Raw genomic sequence first — 20999 nt, 5'->3', positions numbered from 1 at the left:
AGTATAAAATACTGATATTGATTTTTAGATCTGGTAAAGTGGGGAAGAATGGGATGGGTTGACATAACTCTTGTTCTGAACAACGAACAAGTATAAATAATTCAAGTTAATAAAGAGGAAATATAATTATGATGAAAGGTAAAGTAAAAACATTCAGCTTATTAGGTTTGCTTCTTATGGTTGCCGTGCAATGTATAGATAGGAATTCAACCAAATCGAGTCCAGTAGTAAAACCCGAAAGCGCTCTCTTGGCCATAAATGAAAGCCTGCCATATTTGGGAGATAGTACTCCAGGTGTTCGTATAATAAAGGATATCGTAATTTATAAGGATTCCATGTTTTTCTCTACATTTCCGTCTGTAATAACTCGGCCAGATGGAGAGATATTGGTGGCATTTCGCAGGGCACCAGATCGTAAAATATTTCAAGAGAGTAAAACAAATCACGTTGATCCCAACAGCTATTTGGTATCGGTGCAATCCAGTGATAACGGAGAAACATGGACAAAGACCCCTAAATTGATTTATGCACATCCTTTTGGGGGTTCCCAAGACCCCTGTTTATTGCAAATGAAGGACGGCACTCTTCTTTGTGCCAGTTATGGCTGGGCTTTTGTTAGGCCAGATGGTTTGTCTAACTTAAAGGAACCGAGTTTTATTAACTCTGGAAATGCCGTTTTTTTGGGAGGCTATCTGGTTCGTTCCCATGATGGTGGAAAAACTTGGGGTGATGCTATATATCCTCCACATATAGGACCGGAAGTTTTAAATGATGCATTGGGCAATCCAGTGGCGGCATATAATAGAGGAGCATTATACGAGGCAAATGATGGGAGGATTTTATGGATAGTGGCAGCGCACGATACCCCTACCAAGACCTCCAATCATCTTATCACCTCAAAGGATAAAGGGTTGACCTGGGATTATGTTTCGCCTGTAGCTGTTGATAGCAAAATTTCATTTAATGAGGCATCAATCATTGAAACCCCCAAAGGCGATCTTGTGGGTTTTTTAAGAACGGCTCATTTTGAAGACCAAGCTGTTATTTCCCGTTCTACAGATGGAGGTAAAACTTTTAAATGGGAGTCAATGGGTTTCCAGGGACATCCTTTAAATGCTTTGCAATTAAAAGATAATAGAGTTTTACTTACCTACGGATACCGCCATGAACCATACGGAATACGCGCCCGTATTCTAAATGCAGAATGTACAGATTTTGCAACAGCTCCTGAGATCGTACTTCGTGCTGATGGCGGCAGTAGTGATATTGGTTATACCTGGGCAACCCAACTCCATGATGATAAAGTTTTGGTAATCTACTATTTCAATCAAGATAATGGTACCCGCTATATTGCAGGTACTATTTTGGAAATTGAAAATAAATAGTATATGTTTTTTTTTAAAAATAATCAGATATAACGCTGGTTTTAATAAGCGCCCAAATCTTTAATTGTCAAAGGCATAAATTGTTGCTGTGTGGTGCGCCCTGTGGTGATGGAGTGGTGCTTTTTGAATAAGAATTAAGACTATCTCTTAGGCTCAAACAAAGGGGCATGAAAGTTCACTTTTCAATTATGCGACAGCCCAACAACTAAAGGGATATCCGAATTGTAAGCCTATTTTTTTTCATTCTTTTTTGGATTCTTTCCAGGCAAAATACTTTTGAGAATCTGTTATAAGATTAACGATCAATAGCATTTTGTCACATTTAGGGCATTCAAAATCCATAACAGCTTCATGCAGTTCCCCATGTGCCTCTGTTGCCTTTCCTTCCCAACCACATTCGCAAGAGAGTAGGAGTGTACCTTCTTTCGCTTCATATTCGGATATATGCATATGTGTCGCCATCAGGATAATATTACTGTTTTCAGCTCATTGAAATTGCATTTAGCTGGTTTTAGTTTCAGTAGGGAATTTAATCCTATTGTTTTCTGATTTGGAACTTTTTGGTCCAAAATCTCAGTTTTTAAAACATAAAAGACCCATTGATTTAAATCCAAAGGGTTTATGGTCTCTTGATTCTTGTTTTCTAAAACACAAAAAATATAAAGATCGCTCCAGCGTCTAGATGTGCCATCATATAATGGATGAATAGGATCCATTTTTGCAGGTGCTATTCCAAAAGAGATGTCCGAATATTTCTTTTGTTTCCAACTCTGAACATAAGCGGCGGATTTTACTTCAATCTTTAGCCCCTCTTTAGTAATCAAATCATAACAATCCCACTCAATTCGAATATCATTATCAATATTTAGGGCTTGTTTAACAATAAATTCTGCCAAAATTCCCCGTGTTCTATTTTCTAATAAGTTCGATTGATTCCATATCCAAAATTCATTTAATTTAATGTCAATATTGCTATCATCAAATCTAAACCTTTCTTCTCCACTTCTAGGACGGGCATTAATCTCGTTTAGATTCATCTGCTTCTATTATGTGCGCTAATGAAATATTTATAAATCGCTACCATGGCTAGAGTTTCTATTTTATTAGAATGAAATATTTACTTTTTAGGCCAAGTCCTCTTGACAAAACTATTCTATAATCACATGTTAATTTGACGACCTTATTTCCTTTTAAGTTCATCTAAGGTTTTTCCAGATAAATCCTTCCATGACGTCCATCCATTTGCCGCTCTAGCTAACACGGTAGCCGCTGCTGCACTCGGCGAATTAAACACATGATCACATTGGAAAATATATACTCCGTTTTCCTCTTTTAATATTGAATCCTCTAAAAGTTGTTTTCTTATTCTTGAAACCCAAGTTCCAATTGACTGTGCTTCTATAATAGTACTTCTACCACCTTTATAAACTAAAAAGCCATCGTCAGTTAACTCTCCTACTGCTGATGCATCCTTACCCTTACAATAGAACAACTCTTTTGTTGTTTGGGCTTTTCGCTTCTCCTCAAAAATAGGATAACCTAACGTTGCCAATAATATTTTTGCAGTTTCAAAATTATCCAATAAATCATGTTCCCTGCTCTCTGATATGGATTGTTTTTTCGAACCTGTATCATTATCCAGTTTATATCTGCTTACTTCTGTCGCTTTCTCCAAACAATAATGCTCCAAAAATTTTACATCCGTTTTTGTATATTCATCCGTTTTAGTAGATACTATTACGCAATGGGTCCAAAAATCTTTAAGACGATTATGGGATTGAATACGTTTAAAACAATCTTCACCTTCTCCAATATAGACTAATGGCTTTGCGCCATCTTCTGTAATACCAAACAAAAAATAGACTCCTGTAAAATGAACCAGTTCTCTTTTTACTACTTCTTGCATTTTATTTCGTGGAAACAAAATTGCCTTTACTAATCTATTGGTTATTTCTGCTTCACGAATGCTTGTTGGAGAACCATCTGGAAGAAATATTTGTATTGTTTGTGGTCTGTTAATCATATTCATTAAGATACCTGGTAGAGCTCTCCATCTTCGAATATGAACTCTTGTGGTTGTTCAATTTTTGTAATAAAATCTTTAAGTATCACCTTTCCTTCTTCAAATTTTTTTTCCACTGCCCTTGTTATACTATCAATAGTTAAAAGGTCATTAATAATTTCATTTCTAGCCTTGATTTTTTGTGCTTTACTTCCTTTTAACCAATCAGACCATCCAATTTTATTCTCATTCAAAATTTTATTAATTTGAGTACTATTAGCTTTAAATGTTTTCAGATAAATAGACCTTACGTTTTCAAATTCTTTAATGAAATCCATTTGAAGTTCTTTATCATATAAGTTTGCATACACAAAAGCAAGGAGTTTACCGTATAGAAATAAATCTTGTAATTGAACGAAAATTTTGAGCTGGTCTTCAAAAACATTTATAGAAGTAGCATTATATTTACTTGTTTTATGTATTGATTTTTCATAAAATTTTATAAGTTCAAAAACCTCAATATTTTTGGCCACAATATTGGTTAGAATTGCATTTTTATAATTTTCATTTAACTTGATGTTGTCAAACTCAAAATATGCTTTTTTATAAAAGTAAATTATGGCATCAATTTTTGCTTCTTTCTTTATAAATTCAAGTTCTATCAAATCATTTAATTTTTCACTGATTTTTGCTAGAGATTCGTGTATTTTATTTAAATAATGTTGCCTAATAACCATATGGCCTAAACTATATACAGCAAAAGGAGCAGCAACAATAATGTTTTTAACGTAAGAACCATGAGTAAGTATAATCCCATTTTGCATAATAGCGGATCCTTGACCATTTCCAATTTGCATTACTTGACCACTAAACCCTTGTGGAAAAATAAATCTGTAAGATTTTGAAAGCATAGCAGTAGACATTAAATCCGGTACAGTTCCAAAAAAATTACGGATGATTGAATCTCCATTTTTTACAACTTTTTTAGATTTTGAAATTGGCAATTCGTTTTCTTTTTCGCTGAATGAAAATAATTCTAACTTATTATTTAAAGGATCTACTAATTTAAAATTGGAAGGAATTGTTATTGGTGTTTGTTTCACCTGAATGGCATCTAAGGATTTTTGAATACTTTCTAATCGTGCAAGGTGAATATCTAATCCCAATATTTTTTTTATCCATTTCATTCTTAACCAAATGCTGAGGCATTATATTTCTATACTAATTCTATAATCTTCATTTATTAAGTATCTCAATGGTCTTGATTTTTTTATCAAGAATCCTTTCTCTGTTCCCAATTTTAGCCATTCATCTACTTGCCTAGAAGTCAAGTTAAAATAATCTAATATTTCTGCTTTATTTATTTCATTTGTTCTAAATCTAAGTATCAATTTATACATAAATACCTCAAAAAGAGAGGCTTCATTAAAAGGTATGTTCGTACCCTTTATCTCTAATTCTTTAGAGGCTTTAATCTTATTTAGGTTGGCTTCCTTTTTCTCAGCTAATTTAACTTCATGTTCGATGTTTTCATTTCTATTTCCGAATAAATCACCTTGTTTAATTTCAATAGGTTTGTTATTTGATTTTATAACTAAGTCCCTAACATTTATTTTTAAATCCTTAGATATCCATTTTGCACCTAATTTAACGACTTCTTCGTTCCCCTTATTTTGTTTTTTATCATGACAATCAACAACCCACGTTGGCACCCAATTATTTTTAATATTTTCCTTGGATCCTTCCCATGTACCGCCCTTGGTATCTGACTTAATTACTATGGTAGCTTCCGAAAGGACATAGATTAATTTATTCCTTCCCATGGCGTTACCAACATTAAAACCTGCTTCAGGGCTATACGGTGATATTAAAACTAGTTTATTAGCAACAATGCTTTCTCTATATATTTTAGCAGATGATTTTTTTAATAGACTATCCGCTAGAATCCCCATCGAATAACCCTTCAAGGCAGTTGCTTCGACCATAGAGTGTTCATCAACACCTCTTGCCCCACCTGAAATCACACCATGTCCTTGTTTAACAATTTGTTTTACTATGGATTTAGTCGCATCTATATCATTAATTGATATATTTCTTGAACCAACAATTCCAATATAATTTTTATTTAAAAGCTCTTTATTCCCTATACCAAAAAGTATTGGTGGTACGCGATCTTTCAATTTATTTTTTAAATTCTCTGGATAATCTTGATCACTCCTATTAATTACCCAAACACCTGCTTTCAACCATTTTTCCAGTTTAAGTGCAAGCGCCATTTTACGGTCTAATAAGGCTATTATTCTATTTTTGTCAATGAATTTGTCTGTCCAATTGGATAAAACCGCATTCAAATCTATGACCAAAAGATCTTCCGGCTTTAAATCTTTCAATTGTAACCATCTTACCAATTTATTCCACTCAGTTATAGATAAAGGTTTACTATCCTTATCTAAATCTTTCGACAAGTAGGATGTTAAAAGTAATATAGCTTTTGTTCTCTCTGTAATCATTTTAATCACTTACTGAAGTTGAGGTTAGCGCAACTGGATAAACCAAACCCGCACCAGATTTTTTTAAAAGTGTTGTTGCAATAGTAAATGTCCAACCAGAATCAATGGCATCGTCTATCAAAAATACAGGTTTATTTTCTACAATCCCACTTATCTGAAAAACACCATCTAAATTATGGCATTGGTGAAAACTATTTTGTTGTTCTTTTTGGGGTTGTGTATCTTTTACTTTTATAATAATAGGCAAGAAAGGTATCCCTAATTTTTCAGCTAATCGTTTTGAGAAATCTGGCACCAATTCTGGATGTCTTAAAGAAGGTATGCAAGTTAACCATTCTGGAAATGGATTAGGTTGCCATCTATCAACTATCATTTCATACATGGCATCTACCAATTCATCTCTAATATGTCCAGCATATTTATCATCTGCCACCATTTTGCCCCAACCGGCGTCTCCCCAACGTGATAATGCTTTACCTGTTTCTGCTATTAAATTATTTAATCTTCCACTCCATTCGTATTCGGGTAAAGCATTAGCTGCAATTTGTTTTCTAGGTAAAATATCAAATTCAGAATGTTTCAAGTAAATAGATGCTTCTACTATATTGTCATGGGAAACAGAATTTGGCACTATTGCGCTCCTTAAACAATTTGCGCATTTACCACAAGGCGCCCTATTAGGATCATCCAATTCCTTTTGTAAAAACATCATTAAACACTCCTCTGTATTTATATAATCCTGAACAGTATTCCACTCTAATATACGCTGATTAGTTAAACGTTCTATTTTCTCAGTATTCATGGCATAGCCTACGGCCGTTCTTTTCCACTGTGTTCCTACTTTAATAATTGGAGAAGGTTCTTCAACACTTAAGTATTTAAGTGTTTGTGTTATTTGACCGTATTTTAAATTTAATACTTCTTGCAATTTAGGAACTGACAACCCATCATAATCTTCAAGAGCTTTTAAAATATAAGCAACTGTTTCTTCAGGAGGAAAAGCGGACTCTCTAAAATACTGATGTACATCGGCATCCTCCCGTCCTGATAATAAAACACCATAGGCAGTATTTATGGCACGCCCTGCACGACCTACTTGTTGATAATAACTAATTATTGAATCTGGGGCTTGAAAATGGATTACAAAATTAAGGTCTGGTTTATCATACCCCATTGCTAACGACGTAGTCGCTACCAATACTTTAACCTCATTGTTATACAAAGCATCTTCTAAGAACTCTCTATACTTAGTCGTATCTTCAAAATTTTCATCTTCAACACCGGAGTAATATGCTGCCGCATCAATATCGCAATCATTTAGCCATTGTGTAATCGTTCTTGCGTCACGTTTCGTTAATACGTAAATTATGCCACTACCTTCTAAATTTGGAAGGTTTTCCTTTAACCAGGCTAAACGTGAGGCTTGGTCTTTTAATACTATATTCTGAAGTTTTAGACTCTCTCTAGTTAATGCTCCTCTTAAAACATTAATACCTCCTAATTGCTCTTCGATATCTGCAACCACTCTATAATTAGCTGTAGCTGTTGTGCCTAAAACGGGCATACCTTTAGGCATTACTTTTAAAATCCCAACAATACGTCTATAATCTGGTCTAAAATCGTGTCCCCAATCTGAAATGCAATGTGCTTCATCTACTACAAACAATCCAATTCTATCTGCAATTGGAAATAGTATTTCATCCACGAAACGTTCATTTGCTAAACGTTCAGGGGAAATCAAAAGTGCATCAACATTATTTGTTAAAACCTCATACTGTATATCTTTCCAATCGTCAAAATTAGAGGAATTTATTGAAACTGCATTTATGCCTAAACGTTCCGCTGCCTCAATTTGATTACGCATTAAAGCTAGTAAAGGCGAAATAATAATTGTCGGACCTTTGCCTTGATCTCTTAAAATTCTCGTGCTAACAAAATATACAGAACTTTTCCCCCAACCAGTGCGTTGAATGACTAGTAACTTTTCTTTATTAACCGTTAGTTTTTCAATTGCCTCCCATTGTCCGTCTCTGAACTCTGCATCCGGTAAATTAAGTGATTTACGTAATAATGAAATTGCTTTTTGTTTATGCATACTAACTTAATTTGGACAAGACTGATTAACTGCAAATACCTCACTTGAATAACTTTGTATATTCTAATCCATTTCTTTAATTTCCCCTGCAGTAACCTCGTCAAACCTGTTCATTAAATCAAAACAATCTGACTCAATTGAATTCCAGATTTTGCCTGTATATTTAAAGTTATAGTACAAAGGCTCTTTACCTTCAGTTTGGTTGTTACAGAGCACTACTTCAAGCCTATCTCCACGTTTTAGCTCAATGTCTTTATCGAATGCTTCAGAGGTGTTTAAAGTACTTACTAATAGTTCTGCATTAATTTCGAACATTGGGTGCAGATGACCAGGTAAAACTGGTGACCCCATAACATTTTCGTTTTTATTCTTGTTATACCTATTATACCTATGTAAAACCCAATAATGATTAAGTTCCTCTATATCAAAAGCAGCATCAACACAAGTACAAAACTTTATTTTATCCGAAATTATACACATACTTCCTTTTTACCTTCAAAAACCTCCCTTAAACAGCTCTGCATTAACCGCTCACAATATTCTTGGCTTACTTTTACTTCCTGCTCTAGCCTATCACATAAACCCATTAACGCATACACTTTTTTGACCATGGCTTTTTGTTCTGATTCATTACACAATGGAATCATAGTATTTAGAACAATACTTTGATTTATCTTTGGCATATTACTAGAGGTTCCCGAAGCATTGTCCCTAAAATATTGTCTTACAAATCCACTAATCAATATCGTGTGTAAATAATCTGTATCAATATTTGTACAGCCTTGAATTTTCATCATCAGATCTGGATAAACATATTCATAATCTTCTCCTTTATAAATTGCACTAATGCCTACATAGTCTAAAGAATTACTCCGTTGAATTAAGATATCGTTATTTTGGAGCCAGAGATGTGACTCTCTTGGTACAACTTCATTTAAATATTTAACTTGACTCGGATCAAAAACTCCTTTTGTCGTAGCCCCCAATTTTAAAGATTTAGTTTGAGTTTCAAATTCAACTCCTCTAGGGGAATATCCGTTTCTAGGTTTTTCTTTAATAATATCACCTAATCTACACCAAACCCAACCTTCAGGTAACTCATAAGGAATTTCCTCTTTGGTAATGGGTGGCAAGGCTTTTTCCTTTTTTATTTTCTTCTCCTTTACAAGTTGTGCTTTCTCTTTTTGTATGCGTTTTAAGAGTTCACTTGCATGATGGGATCCTGAAACTAGTTCAGGATGACTCTCTCTCCATAATCGAGTCAGTTTACCTTGAACAGCTAATTGTAAAACGGTTTCTCGTAACTTTTTAATGTTAGTGGTTTCATTAAAGAAACTTTTAAAATGGTCTTGTAGAAACCCCCATTCTTGTTGAGTATTATTGGTAGTGAGTTGGTTTAAAGCAGAAGACACAAAGTCTTCTTTTAAACTAATGAGCTCAACCGTTAATTGCTCTAATTGCTCTACTTCATTAAAAAGGGTTTCTACTACTCTTACAATTTCTTTTTGTTCTTCCAATGGTGGAAACGGAAGAACACTATTTTTTATTTGTTTACCAGATAAATGATCTACCGTTGTATAAGATTTAGTCCCTTGCAAAGCCCATAATTTAAATTGGAGAGCATAAACAAATACTTCTTTTATTAAATCTGAAGAAATAAAATAAAGCCTACAAACCCGTTGATTTAATAAAGCTTCACCCTTATTCCATTTGGCAATATTAAAATTTCCATCCATACCAACCAGATACTCCCCATTCCGAATCAAAAAATCATCTCTATACTCACCAGAATAATAAGTTTCTATATTTTTTTTATGTAAATCTCTTATTCGAATCAAAGGCAAACCAATCCCCTCATTATTAAACTCTTTTGATTTAAATGAAAAACCCGGTTGGGGCACACCTATTTCATCAAAACGACACCATAGCCAACCTTTAGGCAACTCAAGTGAAATTTCATTTTTGGTGATTTTTGGTAACGCTTTTTCCTTTCTTATTTTATTATCCTTAACAAGCTGTTTCTTCTCTTCATGTATTCGTTTTAATAATTCTGAAGCAGGCTCAATATCAGGATTTTCTTTTCTCCAATTAGAAGTCAATTTTCCTTGTATTGCCAATTGTAAAATCAACCCTTTTAACTCTTGTGCACTTTTAGGTCTAACCGTAAGCTCTTTAAAATGTTTTAGTAACTGCATCTTATTTTAAAGCTTCGGTTAATACATTAATGATTTCTTCTTGAATAAAGGAAATCTTCTTTTCGGTTGCTCTGTATTTTTCTAACAACACCTCTGGGCTTGCTAAAGTATCTTCTTCTTGGTGTGGGTTCTTAATATCTAGATTATAGCCTCGCTTTTTAATCTCCTCAATAGATACTTTCCAAGCATACTCATTCTCTTCTCTCTTTTTCCACCAGGCTTTCTCTAAATCAAATTCCTTAATGTGAATAGGTTTGGTTTTATTATAACTTTTTACACCATCGGGATAAGGATGTTCAAAATACCATACTTCTTTGGTTGGCACACCTTTTTCAAAGAACAGCAAATTGGTTTTAATGCCGGTATACGGGTTAAACACCCCATTAGGTAAGCGCACTATTGTATGGAGGTTACAACGCTCTAACAACTCCTCTTTTAGGCGTGTTTTCATTCCTTCGCCAAACAAAGTGCCATCGGGTAATACAATAGCACAGCGTCCGGTATTTTTAAGCAGCTTAATGATTAGGGCTAAAAATAAATCGGCCGTTTCCTTGGTCCTAAACTTTTGTGGGAAGTTGGTTTCGGTGCCATCTTCTTCCACGCCCCCAAAAGGTGGATTGGTCAAAATAATATCTAACTTGTCTTTTGCTCCCCAATCTGCGTAGGGTTTACTTAATAGGTTATCCCTACGTACCGCTGGTAAATCAAAACCGTGTAGCATAAGGTTGGTGGTGCACAACAAATGTGGTAACGGTTTTTTCTCTATACCTCTTATAGATGTTTGCAGCACATCTCTGTCTTTGGGAGTCTTTACTTGCTCACGCATATGGTCAATGGTACAGGTTAAAAAACCACCAGTACCACATGCAGGATCCAATATACTTTCTCCTAATTGTGGGTCTATCATGTCTACCATAAACTGTGTAACAGCTCTTGGCGTGTAATACTCCCCAGAAGAACCTGCAGACTGCAACTCCTTTAGAATGGTTTCATAGATATCATTAAACAGATGACGCTCTGTAGTGCTATTAAAATCTATCTCGTTTATAACATTTATAACTTGACGGAACAAGGTTCCGTTTTTCATATAATTATAGGTGTCCTCAAAAACAGAACGTATAATTTGGGCTTGAGGACTTATGGTGATGTCCAACTCTTTAAGTGCAGGAAAGAGTTCATTGTTTATAAACTCCATTAATTCATCACCTGTTTTTCCTTCATCATCTGCAGCCCAGTTTTGCCATTTAAATTTTTCTGGAATCGGAGACTCATAGTTGTCTATGGTAATTTCCCATTCCTCCTCCTTATCAGCAAATATTTTCATAAAAAGCATCCACACCATTTGTGAGATGCGTTGTGCATCTCCGTCTACTCCTGTGTCTTTACGCATAATATCGCGTATGCCTTTTATGTTGGTTGTTATGTTACTCATTATGCTTTTTTATTCTTTAATAGTTGAAGAAATACAATTCCTCGTTGTGTTATTTTGTATTGTTGTTTAGAGCTTTTTGGTTTGTCTGGAATAGTCCATTCTATTAATTCTAACTCCCTAAGTTGATTAATGATTTGATACAGTTGACCTGAGATACTTTTTTGCCCTAAGGCTATGGCTATCTCCTTGGTGGCACTTGTTTTTAAAGCTACTATTTGGAGTGTTTTTGAAAATAAACTCTCCTGCTGCAACTCCTGCTGCAACTCCTGCTGCAACTCCTGCTGTAACTCCTGCTGCAACTCCTGCTGCAACTCCTGCTGTAACTCTTGCTGTAATTCTTGCTGTTGCTTGTAGTTTGTCTTGATGAACGACACTCTAAAAGCCATTCCTGGTTCTTTCCAAGCCAATTCTATTTCAGGATATACTTTTAAATCATCTGCAATTAACTGCAATCCGTTTCCCCATTGTTCAATAATACCCAAGCGTTTGAAAACTGGTGCAAGTACTACATTTCTAACATCAGATTGCCCAGCATCCATTTCGCTAAAATCTACAGTAGGTAATAATTTTCCAGGACTTGTTATTTCTAATTTATCATCGAAAATGGCAATTTTAATATCTTTCCCTTTAAGAGAATAGTCTCTATGTATTACGGCATTCCTAATAACTTCTCGTATGGCGATTATAGGATATTCCCAACGATTGTTTCTATAAACACCTTGATAATCTTCTGTGCCTTCAGAAATATGACGCAGAACAAATTGATATGCCTGTTCCGCTTGTAAAGCGATAGTACCATCAATAGTTTTTTGATCGATATATGTTCCAGGAATGGTTCCTTTAAATCGTGCACATTCTACTTTAGCATTGGGAAATAGTTCTCTTTTTTTTACATCATCAGATAGTAAAACCAACGCATTGGTGGGGAATATTTGCCCTTGTTCTACTTTAAAAAGATTTAATTTTTTTAAGACTTCAAAAGTTACATTTTCGTTTGCTTTTTCTTTGAAAAAACTATAAAAATTATCGAGATTTAAATCTTCATAATTTTTATTAAAGTATAATTCAGAATCAAATGAAATATGTTGTCCTTGTCTTTCTAATTCCAGGATAATTTCAAGCGAAGCTAATCTATTAGAAGAACCAACTCTAGTAAAGGTTCCTTTTTCTTTTCCTTTTGAAGAAATATAATAAGGAGGTTTACTTCCCTTATGAATGTAAACTCTTATAATATGTTTATTATCTTCTTCAATAAAAGTGATTTCCGGTATAATGCTTGGTGCGCATTGGTCGTTTACAATATTGCTAATTTTATTTTCAATAGTGTCTAATTGGTCTTTTTGTAATCCGGAAATTTCTCTAGGACTATTTTTAATACCAATAAACAACTCGCCTCCAGCATCATTAGCAAAAGCAACAATTGTTTTTGCTAACTCTGCATTGGTTGGTATAACTTCTTTAAATTCAAGACGCCTACCTTCGGGTTGTTGTATTTTAGATTGAATATTCAATTAAGCAATATTATAAATTTCATTTTCTAAATCTTTTATAGCTTGCTCAAAGTCCTTCTTTTTACCAAAAGCTCTTACTAACTCTACAGCAGAACCTATTTGGTTTAAAGGCTGTACTTTTAGTATGGAACCTTGCTCTATAGAGGTAATGCCTTCTTGTTCGTATTTGTCTAATAAGCTGTTTAGTACTTTTTGTGCGGTTTCGCTATACTTAGTAAAATAATTACGTTTACGCACCTTATTAGCACGTTCTTGTCGCGTTAAAGCAGGTTGGTCGAATGCGATATGACAAATTAAATCAAAGTCATCCAAATCTTTGCCGACATCTTCCCGTAGAGCTTCCAATAATACACCATGTTCTGCCAATTCCCGAATAAGTTCTTCCTTCTTATCCGAAGCATTCCATTTTTGGAGGAAATCATCCAAAGAGGAAAATTCTTTTTCAATATTCTTCTTGGAATAATCCTTTAATGATTCCGTAATCAATTTACCATCATTACCATAGTACTGTACTCGCTCATGAATTATGGATACAGGAACATCGTTAACGTAGTATTTTTTTACTACATCTTCAGAACCGTCTATATTAATATTTGGCTTTGTTGGTTTAAAATCATCTTGGTTAGGTGGCTCCCCATTATCAGGCTGCGCAGTATCTTCTTCATCAGGTGGAACTACAGGCTCATCTGGTTTTGGTTCGTAAATTTGAACTGGATCACCATCAAAATCTGGTCGTGCAAAAATATTAGTGGCCTTTCTAAAATCCATAATGGTAAAATACACTTTACCCTCAGCTTCCCTAATTCGGGTGCCCCGCCCTATAATTTGCTTAAACTCGGTAACCGATTGAATGTTAGATTCCAAAACAATAAACTTCACCATTTTGGTATCAATGCCTGTAGTCAACATTTTTGAGGTGGTAGCTATGACAGGAAAACGTTCTTCAACATCTGTAAAATTATCAAGCTCTTGCTTACCTACTTCATCATCACCCGTAATTTTAACGCAATAGTTCCAGTGTTTAGCGACTATGTCTGCGTTTTCATTAATTAATGCCTGACGCATGCGATTTGCATGGTCAATATCTGTGCAGAAAACAATGGTTTTGGCAAAACGGTCAGTGGCCTTTAAATATTCTGTAATTTTCTTAGCCACCACTTCCGTACGTTCATCGATCGCTAGAGTCTTGTCGTAATCCTTTAGATTATAAATACGGTCTTTTATCTCATTACCATACTTATCCAATAAGCCGGCTGTGGGCCTCCAACCATCATCAACACTAGTAGTGATTCTAACTACCTTATAAGGTGCCAAAAAGCCGTCCTCAATACCTTGCTTTAATGAATAGGTGTAAACAGGTTCCCCAAAATATTCCATATTGGAAACATCTTTGGTTTCCTTAGGAGTTGCAGTCAACCCAACATGGGTTGCCGATTTAAAATACGTTAAAACATCTCTCCATGCCGAAGCTTCGGCAGCACTTCCTCTGTGACATTCATCTATAACCACTAAGTCAAAAAAATCAGGACTAAACTCTTTGTAGGCGTTTTTTTCTTCATCGTTACTGGTCAAGCCCTGGTACAGCGCAAAATAGATTTGGTATGACTTATCTATCTTCCTGTTTTTAATTATATGCATAATATCATTCCCAAAGGGCGAAAAATCACCATTCTTGGTTTGGGTCAATAAGGCATTTCTATCGGCTAGAAATAAAATGCGTTTTTTAACCCCTGTTTTCCATAATCTCCAAATAATATTAAAAGCTGTATAGGTTTTCCCTGTGCCCGTAGCCATAACCAATATGATGCGGTCTTGTCCCTTAGCCACTGCTTCTAAAGTACGGTTAACTGCATTTTGTTGATAGTACCTAGGAGACATTCCACTGTCATCCACAAAATAATCGGTTTCAATTATTTCTTTGGCCTCTGGGGTCTCAATTTCAGTATATCTCAAATATTTATCCCAAAGTTGTTCTGGGGAAGGAAAATTCTCTAAGGATAATTCCTGTTCCAAGGCTCCCTCAGTAGCGGTTCTATCATGAAAAACAAATGAGTCGCCATTGGAGGTAAATACAAATGGAATCTGTAGAATTTCTGAATATTCCAAAGCCTGTTGCATACCCGAACCCACGGGCTTCTTATTATCTTTGGCTTCAATTATTGCAATTGGCTGGTTGGATTTGTAATAAAGGATATAATCTGCCCTTTTACTTTTACCTCTAGTATAAAGCTTCCCTTGAACTATAATACGCCCATCAGTAAAGGACACTTCCTCACGGACCTGCCTTTTCATATTCCACCCCGCTTTCACCAATGCAGGATTAATATACTTAGAACATATATCCCGTTCAGATAAATCTTTTTTATTCATTAAAATTCGGACGAGATGTCAAAATTAATTAGCAATTCAATTCTGTCGGGGGAACAACTTAGAACAATCCCAATTTAGGAATTTTAAAAATAGTAGTTTTTTTTGATTGAAGGAAAAATCAATCAAAATAGTATAACTATAAATCACTATAAAATTGTAATCCTTTGATAATCACAGCAAGGTTATAACGAGCTAATCTGTTAAATCGTATTTAACTACATTTCAAAGGAGGTTAATTATAAAAAGACCGAGTTTGAAATTTTCGTTTAACTGTAGAATCTTTGTAAATCTTATAGGGTATTCTAAAAGATTCCAATGCAAAAGGACATAGACAAACCTATTGCCACTCCTTTACTTCGTTCCATATATGATTTTATTAATCGCAGTACTATTTCTTTTGCCGAATCACTCAAAACTTTTCAAAAACCAGCTCCTTATTCACCATCATCCCGGCCGCCGTACCCATAGCCACGGCATTGGCTACGGTGCGCAAGCGCGATACATTATCGCCACAGGCATATATGCCGTTAACATTGGTTTGTAAATAGGTATCGGTTTTTAGGTAGCCTTCCTCGTTCAACTCGCACCCCATGGCCTCTGGTATAGCACTATGCTGTTCAAAGGCTGTTTTGGTATATATGGCGGTAACGGCGGCTTTGGAACCATTTTTAAAGATGATGTTCTGCAGCTGCCCTTGTTGGTGCTCCAAACGTTCAATTTCAGTTTCCACTATGGTAATGTTATGCGCTCCAAGTTGGGCAGTTTGTTCCGCCGTCAGGGTAGATTTGCCATTGGTGTAGATAGTTAAATGCGGGGTCCAATTGGAGATGAGTTTTCCAAATTCGAAGGCATAATCCCCATTGCCCAGAACACCTGTGGTTTCATTTTTTACCTCATAGCCATGGCAATAGGGGCAATGCAACACGGAGATTCCCCAACATTCCGAAAATCCGTCCATATTAGGCATGATATCCTTAATTCCCGTTGCAAAAATTAATTTGTCGGCGCTAAAAGTTTCACCAATAGATACTGTAATTTCAAAGGCATTATTTGTTCTAGCGCCCTGCACGGCAAGTCCGTTAAGAAATTTCACTGTAGGGTAGGCAGCTACTTGCTGTTTGGCCACAGAAGCTATCTCGGCGGGGGTTTTGCCATCATTGGTAATGAAGTTGTGGGAATAGGGGGTTTGCCGGTTACAGGGGGTATTGCTATCAATGACCAGGACCCGTTTTAAGGCCCTTCCCAGAGCCATTCCGGCTGCGAGTCCGGAATAGCTTCCTCCTATGATGATGACGTCAAAATGTTTATCCTTTTTCATGGTTTCTTGTTTTAAAAATGGTGATTTACTCGTTCTTTCTTTGCATTTTCTTCATCAAGGTATCTATAAGAGGCACACCCACAAATACGATCCAAGGCACCAAAACAATGGTAAGTACCAAGGTTCTAAGGTAGAGGGGAAGGGCAGCCAGTTGGTTGCCAAAAAGGAAAAGAAAGGCCGTGATGGAAGGATAAATAGCCATCCATATCTTTAGGGAGGCCAAGAGTTTTACTTTTGTTTTCATGTTTATGTCGTTAATGCTACATTGGATTATTTTCCGTTGTAAAAGTAATTTCACCTGCGGAATCCGTAATAGGACAGAACTGAAGTTGAATGGTACTTAACTAAAATTATGTCGGTAAGCATCGGGCGTATAGCCCGTGTGTTTTTTAAAAAATCGGATAAAATAGGAGGCATCCTCATAGCCTAAATGATAGGCTATCTGGCTCACTTGGTTCACGGTGGCCAATAAATTTCTTTTGGCCTCCAGAATACTATATTCGTTTATAAGCTGTGAGGCATTTTTGTTTAATAATGCCTTGGTTATGGCATTGAGCTGATACACGCTGAGGTGCAATAAGTCCGCATATTGGGAAACCTGCTTGTATTGGGTAATATTCCCTTCCAACAGTTCCAAAAACTTCTCTAGTTTCTCCTGCTGATATGGGGTATGGGTTTGGTCTGGATCGGGATCTTCCCGCTGCCTTAAAAGTTGAATAAACAAAATACTTAAATTGGCTTTGATGACCTCGTGATATTCTGCTTGCTTCCCATTATATTCCAATAAAATTGATGACAATAAGGGATCCATTTTTTTAAAGAGATCGGCATTTAACGGATAGTGGTTCTGGTTGCCCACCTTGCGCAACAACTGTGGGGAAGATTTATTGTGGGAGAGGAAATAGTCCGTTTTAAATTGTACCAAATAACCAGTACTGCCATGTTTAAGGTGTAGTTTGTGCACCTGCCCGGGCCTTAATAAAAAGATGGAATAATGGCCGACTTCATAGGAGACAAAATCAATTTCATGTAGGCCATTAGCTTTTTTGAGTATGAGCATTAAAAAAAAATCATGCCGGTGCAGCTCTTCCACCAACTCCTTTCCGTCCAGGATGGCTTCGAGACTTCTAATACTAAAACTTCCCACTAAGGTTGGCTCTTGGTTACTTTCGGGAAGTTGCCTTATGGGGATGTTTTGCATTGTATTTAAATGTTATTGACCATGAAGTTATATACCTAGGGGAAATGCTATTTGCTCATATAAAATTAAGTGAAACTCTTTAATTCTTCCTATTTTTTAGGATAAATGCAGATGCACTTATTTAAAAAAAAACCATTCATTTTGTAGTGCTTGCCCAAAGACATTTCGTACTCTTTTAACAAAAAATTAACGCCTTAGAAAAACACATTTAATATTGTTTCAATACGTTTGATAGCGGGGCCTTGGAGCCGTTTAAAAATGATAATATTCCATCTTAAAATGAGAACTTAAACGAAAGTGGGGGCCACATAGCTTGAAAATGTACCTCCCTAGTCGTGTCTCTCTTTTAAATTTTATGGTATGGAGGAAGTTCATAAAAAAGGAAATTATATTAACCATTGGCAATGATTTTTAATACGAAGGGGTATCTACAGTACATGATGAAAAGAACGCTACTAGTGTTGCTGTTTTTGTCCTTGTCCATGTCCATGTTTGCCCATGGGGATTTAAGCATGCGGATAGCGGAAAAAACGGTGGCCATATCCGAAGATCCCAACAATTCTGCACTATACTATGAAAGAGCCTTGTTGTACCAACAGCATATGGAATTCGACTCTGCCCTGGAAGATTACCTAAAGTCCCAATCCTTGGGAAATACAACCAAAGAACTACATTATCAAATTGCCGAGGTGAACTATATCACCGAAGCCTACCAGGAGGCCCTGCAAAGTATAGCCTCCTATTTGGAATCGGATAGCAAGGACCTAAGCGCTAAAAAACTGCAGGCCCAAATATTGTTCCAGCTGCAATCCTATAAAAAATCCTTGGAGGGGTACCGCACTGTTATCCATAATATGAAGGACATTCGGCCCGAGGATATATTGGAATACTGCAACATCATACTTGCCGAAAACAACAAAAACTATAAGGGGGCTTTGGAGGCTCTGGAATTTGGCCTGGACCAACTTGGCCGGCATACCATTTCGCTTCAACTTAAAAAATTGGACTACTTAAAGGAGTCGGGTCAAACCGAAAAGGCCTTGGAACAGTACAATTATTTTATCCTGGAATACAACAGAAACGAATTCTGGTATTATAAAAAAGCGAAGTATTTAACGGAAATAAATAGACCACATGAGGCCTTTATATCCTTAAAATTGGCTTCGGTTGCCATTGAGCAATTGGATACCAAGTTTAGGAATATGAGTCCCGTAATACAATTAAAAGAACAAATAAAAAGCTTGGAAAGCTCCATTAACAACCAAAAATCATGATCAAAAAAAGTACCTTTTTGCTAGCCGCCCTATGTTCGGTGGTTTCAATTGCCCAAACTTCCCATGTAGATCTTCCCAATGTAAGTGCTGTTGCGGTAACCAACGCTGTTGGCCTTCCACAGCATTCCGCTGCGGTAACCGTAGTAAGGGGACCTTATTTACAGAGCGGTACCCCAACCTCTGTGGTGGTAAAATGGAGAACGGATATCGCAACCCAATCCGTGGTACATTACGGAAAATCATTAAAATCGTTATCCAAGAAAGCATCCAACACTGCCTTGACCACGGAACATGAAGTTCGTCTTTCAGGTCTAAGCCCCAACACCAAATATTATTTCAATATTGGTAATAAAGAGGGAGTGTTGTCCGAAAGTACTTCTGGCGATATGTACATTATAACAGCCCCTAAAGCAGGTACCAAACAATTTGTACGGGCATGGATTCTGGGTGATGCGGGTACGGCCAATAACAACCAGAGGAACGTACGGGATGCCTATTACGATTATGTGGACGCTGCTCCCAAAAATACCGGTAAGACCGATATGATGTTGTTTTTGGGGGATAACGCTTATGGCAGTGGTACGGATGAGCAATATCAAAATGCCCTGTTCGATATTTATGACGATATGTTGAAAAAATCCGTTGCATGGTCCTGCTTGGGAAACCACGATGGGAAGTCGGCCGATTCGGCTACACAATCAGGTCCTTACTATGATATATTTACCTTCCCAACGGCTGCCCAGGCTGGAGGTACTGCCTCGGGGACGGAGGCCTATTATTCCTTTGATTATGCCAACATCCATTTTATCATATTGGATTCCCATCATACGAGTCGCGAAGTTGGGGGCGCCATGTACAACTGGACCTTGGCCGATATACAGAACACCAATCAGGATTGGATAGTGACCTTGTTTCATCATCCGGTATACACCAAAGGGTCCCATGACTCCGATACCGAAGACCGACTTATAGAAATGCGGGAAAACTTTATGCCCATGATGGAGGCCAACGGAGTGGACCTTATCTTAAACGGGCATAGCCATTCTTATGAGCGCTCGTATTTCTTGAACGGACATTATGGGTTTGCCAACACTTTTAACCCGGCTGAAATTTCGAAGGGAGGCCATACCGTTGGATCCAATGGCTATGGGGACGGGAAAGTGGATAGCAATGGAGCCTACCAAAAGGCCAGTGCCGCTGCGGAAGGGGCCGTTTATATAACTACGGGATCCGCCGGTAAAATATCTGGGGGCGACCTAAACCACCAAGCCATGTCCGTGTCCCTGAACCAATTGGGATCCTGTGTTATGGAGGTGGAAGATGACGGTAGGGGAGGACAGAACCTGACCGTAAAGTTTATTAGGGAAAATGATGATATTGAGGACTATTTTACCATCAACAAATCCGGGGTGTCGTTGAAGTCGGATGGCTCTGCTTCTGGACATAAAAGTGATGGGCTAGTCTATGATGCCGACAAGGATGTGGTAAAGCTTACGGTGGATAAGGATGACAAGCTTAAGAAAGTCAAATTCTATAATAACATAGGGAAATTGGTGAAGAAAACTAGAAAGAAAACCATCAATGTGGGCAAGCTGCCAAAAGGCATGTATGTAATTGAAGTCATTACAAAAAATAAAGCGTATACCGAGTCGATTACCATAGAATAGTTGGGCCAAAAGGGTTATATTTAAAATGCCCTTTCCATA

Annotated in this window: 17 protein-coding genes; 3 read left to right on the top strand and 14 right to left on the bottom strand. The window is 36.6% G+C overall.

Annotation, left to right across the window (positions count from 1 at the left end):
* Positions 1-128: 128 nt before the first annotated feature.
* The gene (locus MWU82_RS10855; protein WP_247096389.1) at positions 129-1385 is read left to right on the top strand and encodes a sialidase family protein; all 1257 of its coding nucleotides are present in this window, start codon (positions 129-131) and stop codon (positions 1383-1385) included.
* 240 nt (positions 1386-1625) lie between these two features.
* On the opposite strand, the gene MWU82_RS10850 is transcribed toward MWU82_RS10855, so the two are convergent.
* From MWU82_RS10850 to MWU82_RS10785, 14 genes are all read right to left on the bottom strand, one after another.
* The gene (locus MWU82_RS10850) at positions 1626-1847 is read right to left on the bottom strand and encodes a hypothetical protein (protein WP_247096388.1); all 222 of its coding nucleotides are present in this window, start codon (positions 1845-1847) and stop codon (positions 1626-1628) included.
* Positions 1847-2422, bottom strand: coding sequence for a hypothetical protein (locus tag MWU82_RS10845; RefSeq protein ID WP_247096387.1), 576 nt, complete (start codon positions 2420-2422; stop codon positions 1847-1849). The genes MWU82_RS10850 and MWU82_RS10845 overlap by 1 nt, the downstream gene beginning before the upstream one ends.
* A 143-nt stretch (positions 2423-2565) precedes the next feature.
* Positions 2566-3414, bottom strand: a complete 849-nt coding sequence (locus MWU82_RS10840) for a GIY-YIG nuclease family protein (protein ID WP_247096386.1) — start codon at positions 3412-3414, stop codon at positions 2566-2568.
* On the bottom strand, positions 3414-4574 hold the full coding sequence (locus MWU82_RS10835) for a hypothetical protein (RefSeq protein WP_247096385.1): 1161 nt from the start codon (positions 4572-4574) through the stop codon (positions 3414-3416). Before MWU82_RS10835 ends, MWU82_RS10840 begins: the two co-directional genes overlap by 1 nt.
* Before the next feature lie 21 nt (positions 4575-4595).
* Positions 4596-5897, bottom strand: a complete 1302-nt coding sequence (locus tag MWU82_RS10830) for a DNA-processing protein DprA (protein ID WP_247096384.1) — start codon at positions 5895-5897, stop codon at positions 4596-4598.
* Position 5898: 1 nt separating this feature from the next.
* On the bottom strand, positions 5899-7992 hold the full coding sequence (locus tag MWU82_RS10825) for a RecQ family ATP-dependent DNA helicase (protein WP_247096383.1): 2094 nt from the start codon (positions 7990-7992) through the stop codon (positions 5899-5901).
* 63 nt (positions 7993-8055) lie between these two features.
* Positions 8056-8472: a hypothetical protein gene (locus tag MWU82_RS10820; protein WP_247096382.1), complete on the bottom strand. Its 417-nt coding sequence runs from the start codon at positions 8470-8472 to the stop codon at positions 8056-8058.
* On the bottom strand, positions 8463-10187 hold the full coding sequence (locus MWU82_RS10815) for a restriction endonuclease subunit S (protein WP_247096381.1): 1725 nt from the start codon (positions 10185-10187) through the stop codon (positions 8463-8465). The genes MWU82_RS10820 and MWU82_RS10815 overlap by 10 nt, the downstream gene beginning before the upstream one ends.
* Position 10188: 1 nt before the next feature.
* Positions 10189-11619, bottom strand: coding sequence for a class I SAM-dependent DNA methyltransferase (locus tag MWU82_RS10810; protein ID WP_247096380.1), 1431 nt, complete (start codon positions 11617-11619; stop codon positions 10189-10191).
* Complete coding sequence (locus tag MWU82_RS10805; protein ID WP_247096379.1) at positions 11619-13130, bottom strand: RNA-binding domain-containing protein; 1512 nt, start codon at positions 13128-13130, stop codon at positions 11619-11621. Before MWU82_RS10805 ends, MWU82_RS10810 begins: the two co-directional genes overlap by 1 nt.
* Positions 13131-15422 carry a DEAD/DEAH box helicase family protein gene (locus MWU82_RS10800; RefSeq protein ID WP_348646983.1) on the bottom strand — a complete coding sequence of 764 codons (2292 nt, stop codon included), beginning with the start codon at positions 15420-15422 and terminating at the stop codon, positions 13131-13133. It abuts the gene before it with no gap.
* A gap of 487 nt (positions 15423-15909) precedes the next feature.
* Entirely contained in the window at positions 15910-16818 is a 909-nt protein-coding gene (locus MWU82_RS10795; protein ID WP_247096377.1) for an NAD(P)/FAD-dependent oxidoreductase, read from the bottom strand.
* Between the two features lie 25 nt (positions 16819-16843).
* Positions 16844-17062 carry a hypothetical protein gene (locus tag MWU82_RS10790; protein WP_247096376.1) on the bottom strand — a complete coding sequence of 73 codons (219 nt, stop codon included), beginning with the start codon at positions 17060-17062 and terminating at the stop codon, positions 16844-16846.
* A gap of 96 nt (positions 17063-17158) precedes the next feature.
* Positions 17159-18019, bottom strand: a complete 861-nt coding sequence (locus MWU82_RS10785) for an AraC family transcriptional regulator (protein WP_247096375.1) — start codon at positions 18017-18019, stop codon at positions 17159-17161.
* Between the two features lie 404 nt (positions 18020-18423).
* Between MWU82_RS10785 and MWU82_RS10780 the strand changes: the two genes are divergently transcribed.
* Together MWU82_RS10780 and MWU82_RS10775 are read left to right on the top strand one after the other, a co-directional pair.
* Positions 18424-19293 (top strand): hypothetical protein, encoded by an 870-nt coding sequence (locus MWU82_RS10780; RefSeq protein WP_247096374.1) that lies wholly within the window; start codon positions 18424-18426, stop codon positions 19291-19293.
* On the top strand, positions 19290-20960 hold the full coding sequence (locus tag MWU82_RS10775) for a metallophosphoesterase (protein WP_247096373.1): 1671 nt from the start codon (positions 19290-19292) through the stop codon (positions 20958-20960). The genes MWU82_RS10780 and MWU82_RS10775 overlap by 4 nt, the downstream gene beginning before the upstream one ends.
* Positions 20961-20999: the final 39 nt, after the last annotated feature.

Origin of the sequence: Arenibacter sp. S6351L (genome assembly GCF_023016025.1) — a bacterium.
GTDB lineage: Bacteria > Bacteroidota > Bacteroidia > Flavobacteriales > Flavobacteriaceae > Arenibacter > Arenibacter algicola_B.
The sequence above is the reverse complement of the archived record's forward strand: the minus strand, read 5'-3'. Positions and strand labels throughout refer to the sequence as shown.

Bases quoted from the DNA above. Each gene is read 5' to 3' on its own strand.
- MWU82_RS10800 (WP_348646983.1), bottom strand. From the start codon at position 15,422: ATGAAAAGGCAGGTCCGTGAGGAAGTGTCCTTTACTGATGGGCGTATT.
- MWU82_RS10815 (WP_247096381.1), bottom strand. From the start codon at position 10,187: ATGCAGTTACTAAAACATTTTAAAGAGCTTACGGTTAGACCTAAAAGT.
- MWU82_RS10840 (WP_247096386.1), bottom strand. From the start codon at position 3,414: ATGAATATGATTAACAGACCACAAACAATACAAATATTTCTTCCAGAT.
- MWU82_RS10825 (WP_247096383.1), bottom strand. From the start codon at position 7,992: ATGCATAAACAAAAAGCAATTTCATTATTACGTAAATCACTTAATTTA.
- MWU82_RS10785 (WP_247096375.1), bottom strand. From the start codon at position 18,019: ATGCAAAACATCCCCATAAGGCAACTTCCCGAAAGTAACCAAGAGCCA.
- MWU82_RS10835 (WP_247096385.1), bottom strand. From the start codon at position 4,574: ATGAAATGGATAAAAAAAATATTGGGATTAGATATTCACCTTGCACGA.
- MWU82_RS10790 (WP_247096376.1), bottom strand. From the start codon at position 17,062: ATGAAAACAAAAGTAAAACTCTTGGCCTCCCTAAAGATATGGATGGCT.
- MWU82_RS10820 (WP_247096382.1), bottom strand. From the start codon at position 8,472: ATGTGTATAATTTCGGATAAAATAAAGTTTTGTACTTGTGTTGATGCT.
- MWU82_RS10795 (WP_247096377.1), bottom strand. From the start codon at position 16,818: ATGAAAAAGGATAAACATTTTGACGTCATCATCATAGGAGGAAGCTAT.
- MWU82_RS10775 (WP_247096373.1), top strand. From the start codon at position 19,290: ATGATCAAAAAAAGTACCTTTTTGCTAGCCGCCCTATGTTCGGTGGTT.
- MWU82_RS10810 (WP_247096380.1), bottom strand. From the start codon at position 11,619: ATGAGTAACATAACAACCAACATAAAAGGCATACGCGATATTATGCGT.
- MWU82_RS10780 (WP_247096374.1), top strand. From the start codon at position 18,424: ATGATTTTTAATACGAAGGGGTATCTACAGTACATGATGAAAAGAACG.
- MWU82_RS10830 (WP_247096384.1), bottom strand. From the start codon at position 5,897: ATGATTACAGAGAGAACAAAAGCTATATTACTTTTAACATCCTACTTG.
- MWU82_RS10855 (WP_247096389.1), top strand. From the start codon at position 129: ATGATGAAAGGTAAAGTAAAAACATTCAGCTTATTAGGTTTGCTTCTT.
- MWU82_RS10845 (WP_247096387.1), bottom strand. From the start codon at position 2,422: ATGAATCTAAACGAGATTAATGCCCGTCCTAGAAGTGGAGAAGAAAGG.
- MWU82_RS10850 (WP_247096388.1), bottom strand. From the start codon at position 1,847: ATGGCGACACATATGCATATATCCGAATATGAAGCGAAAGAAGGTACA.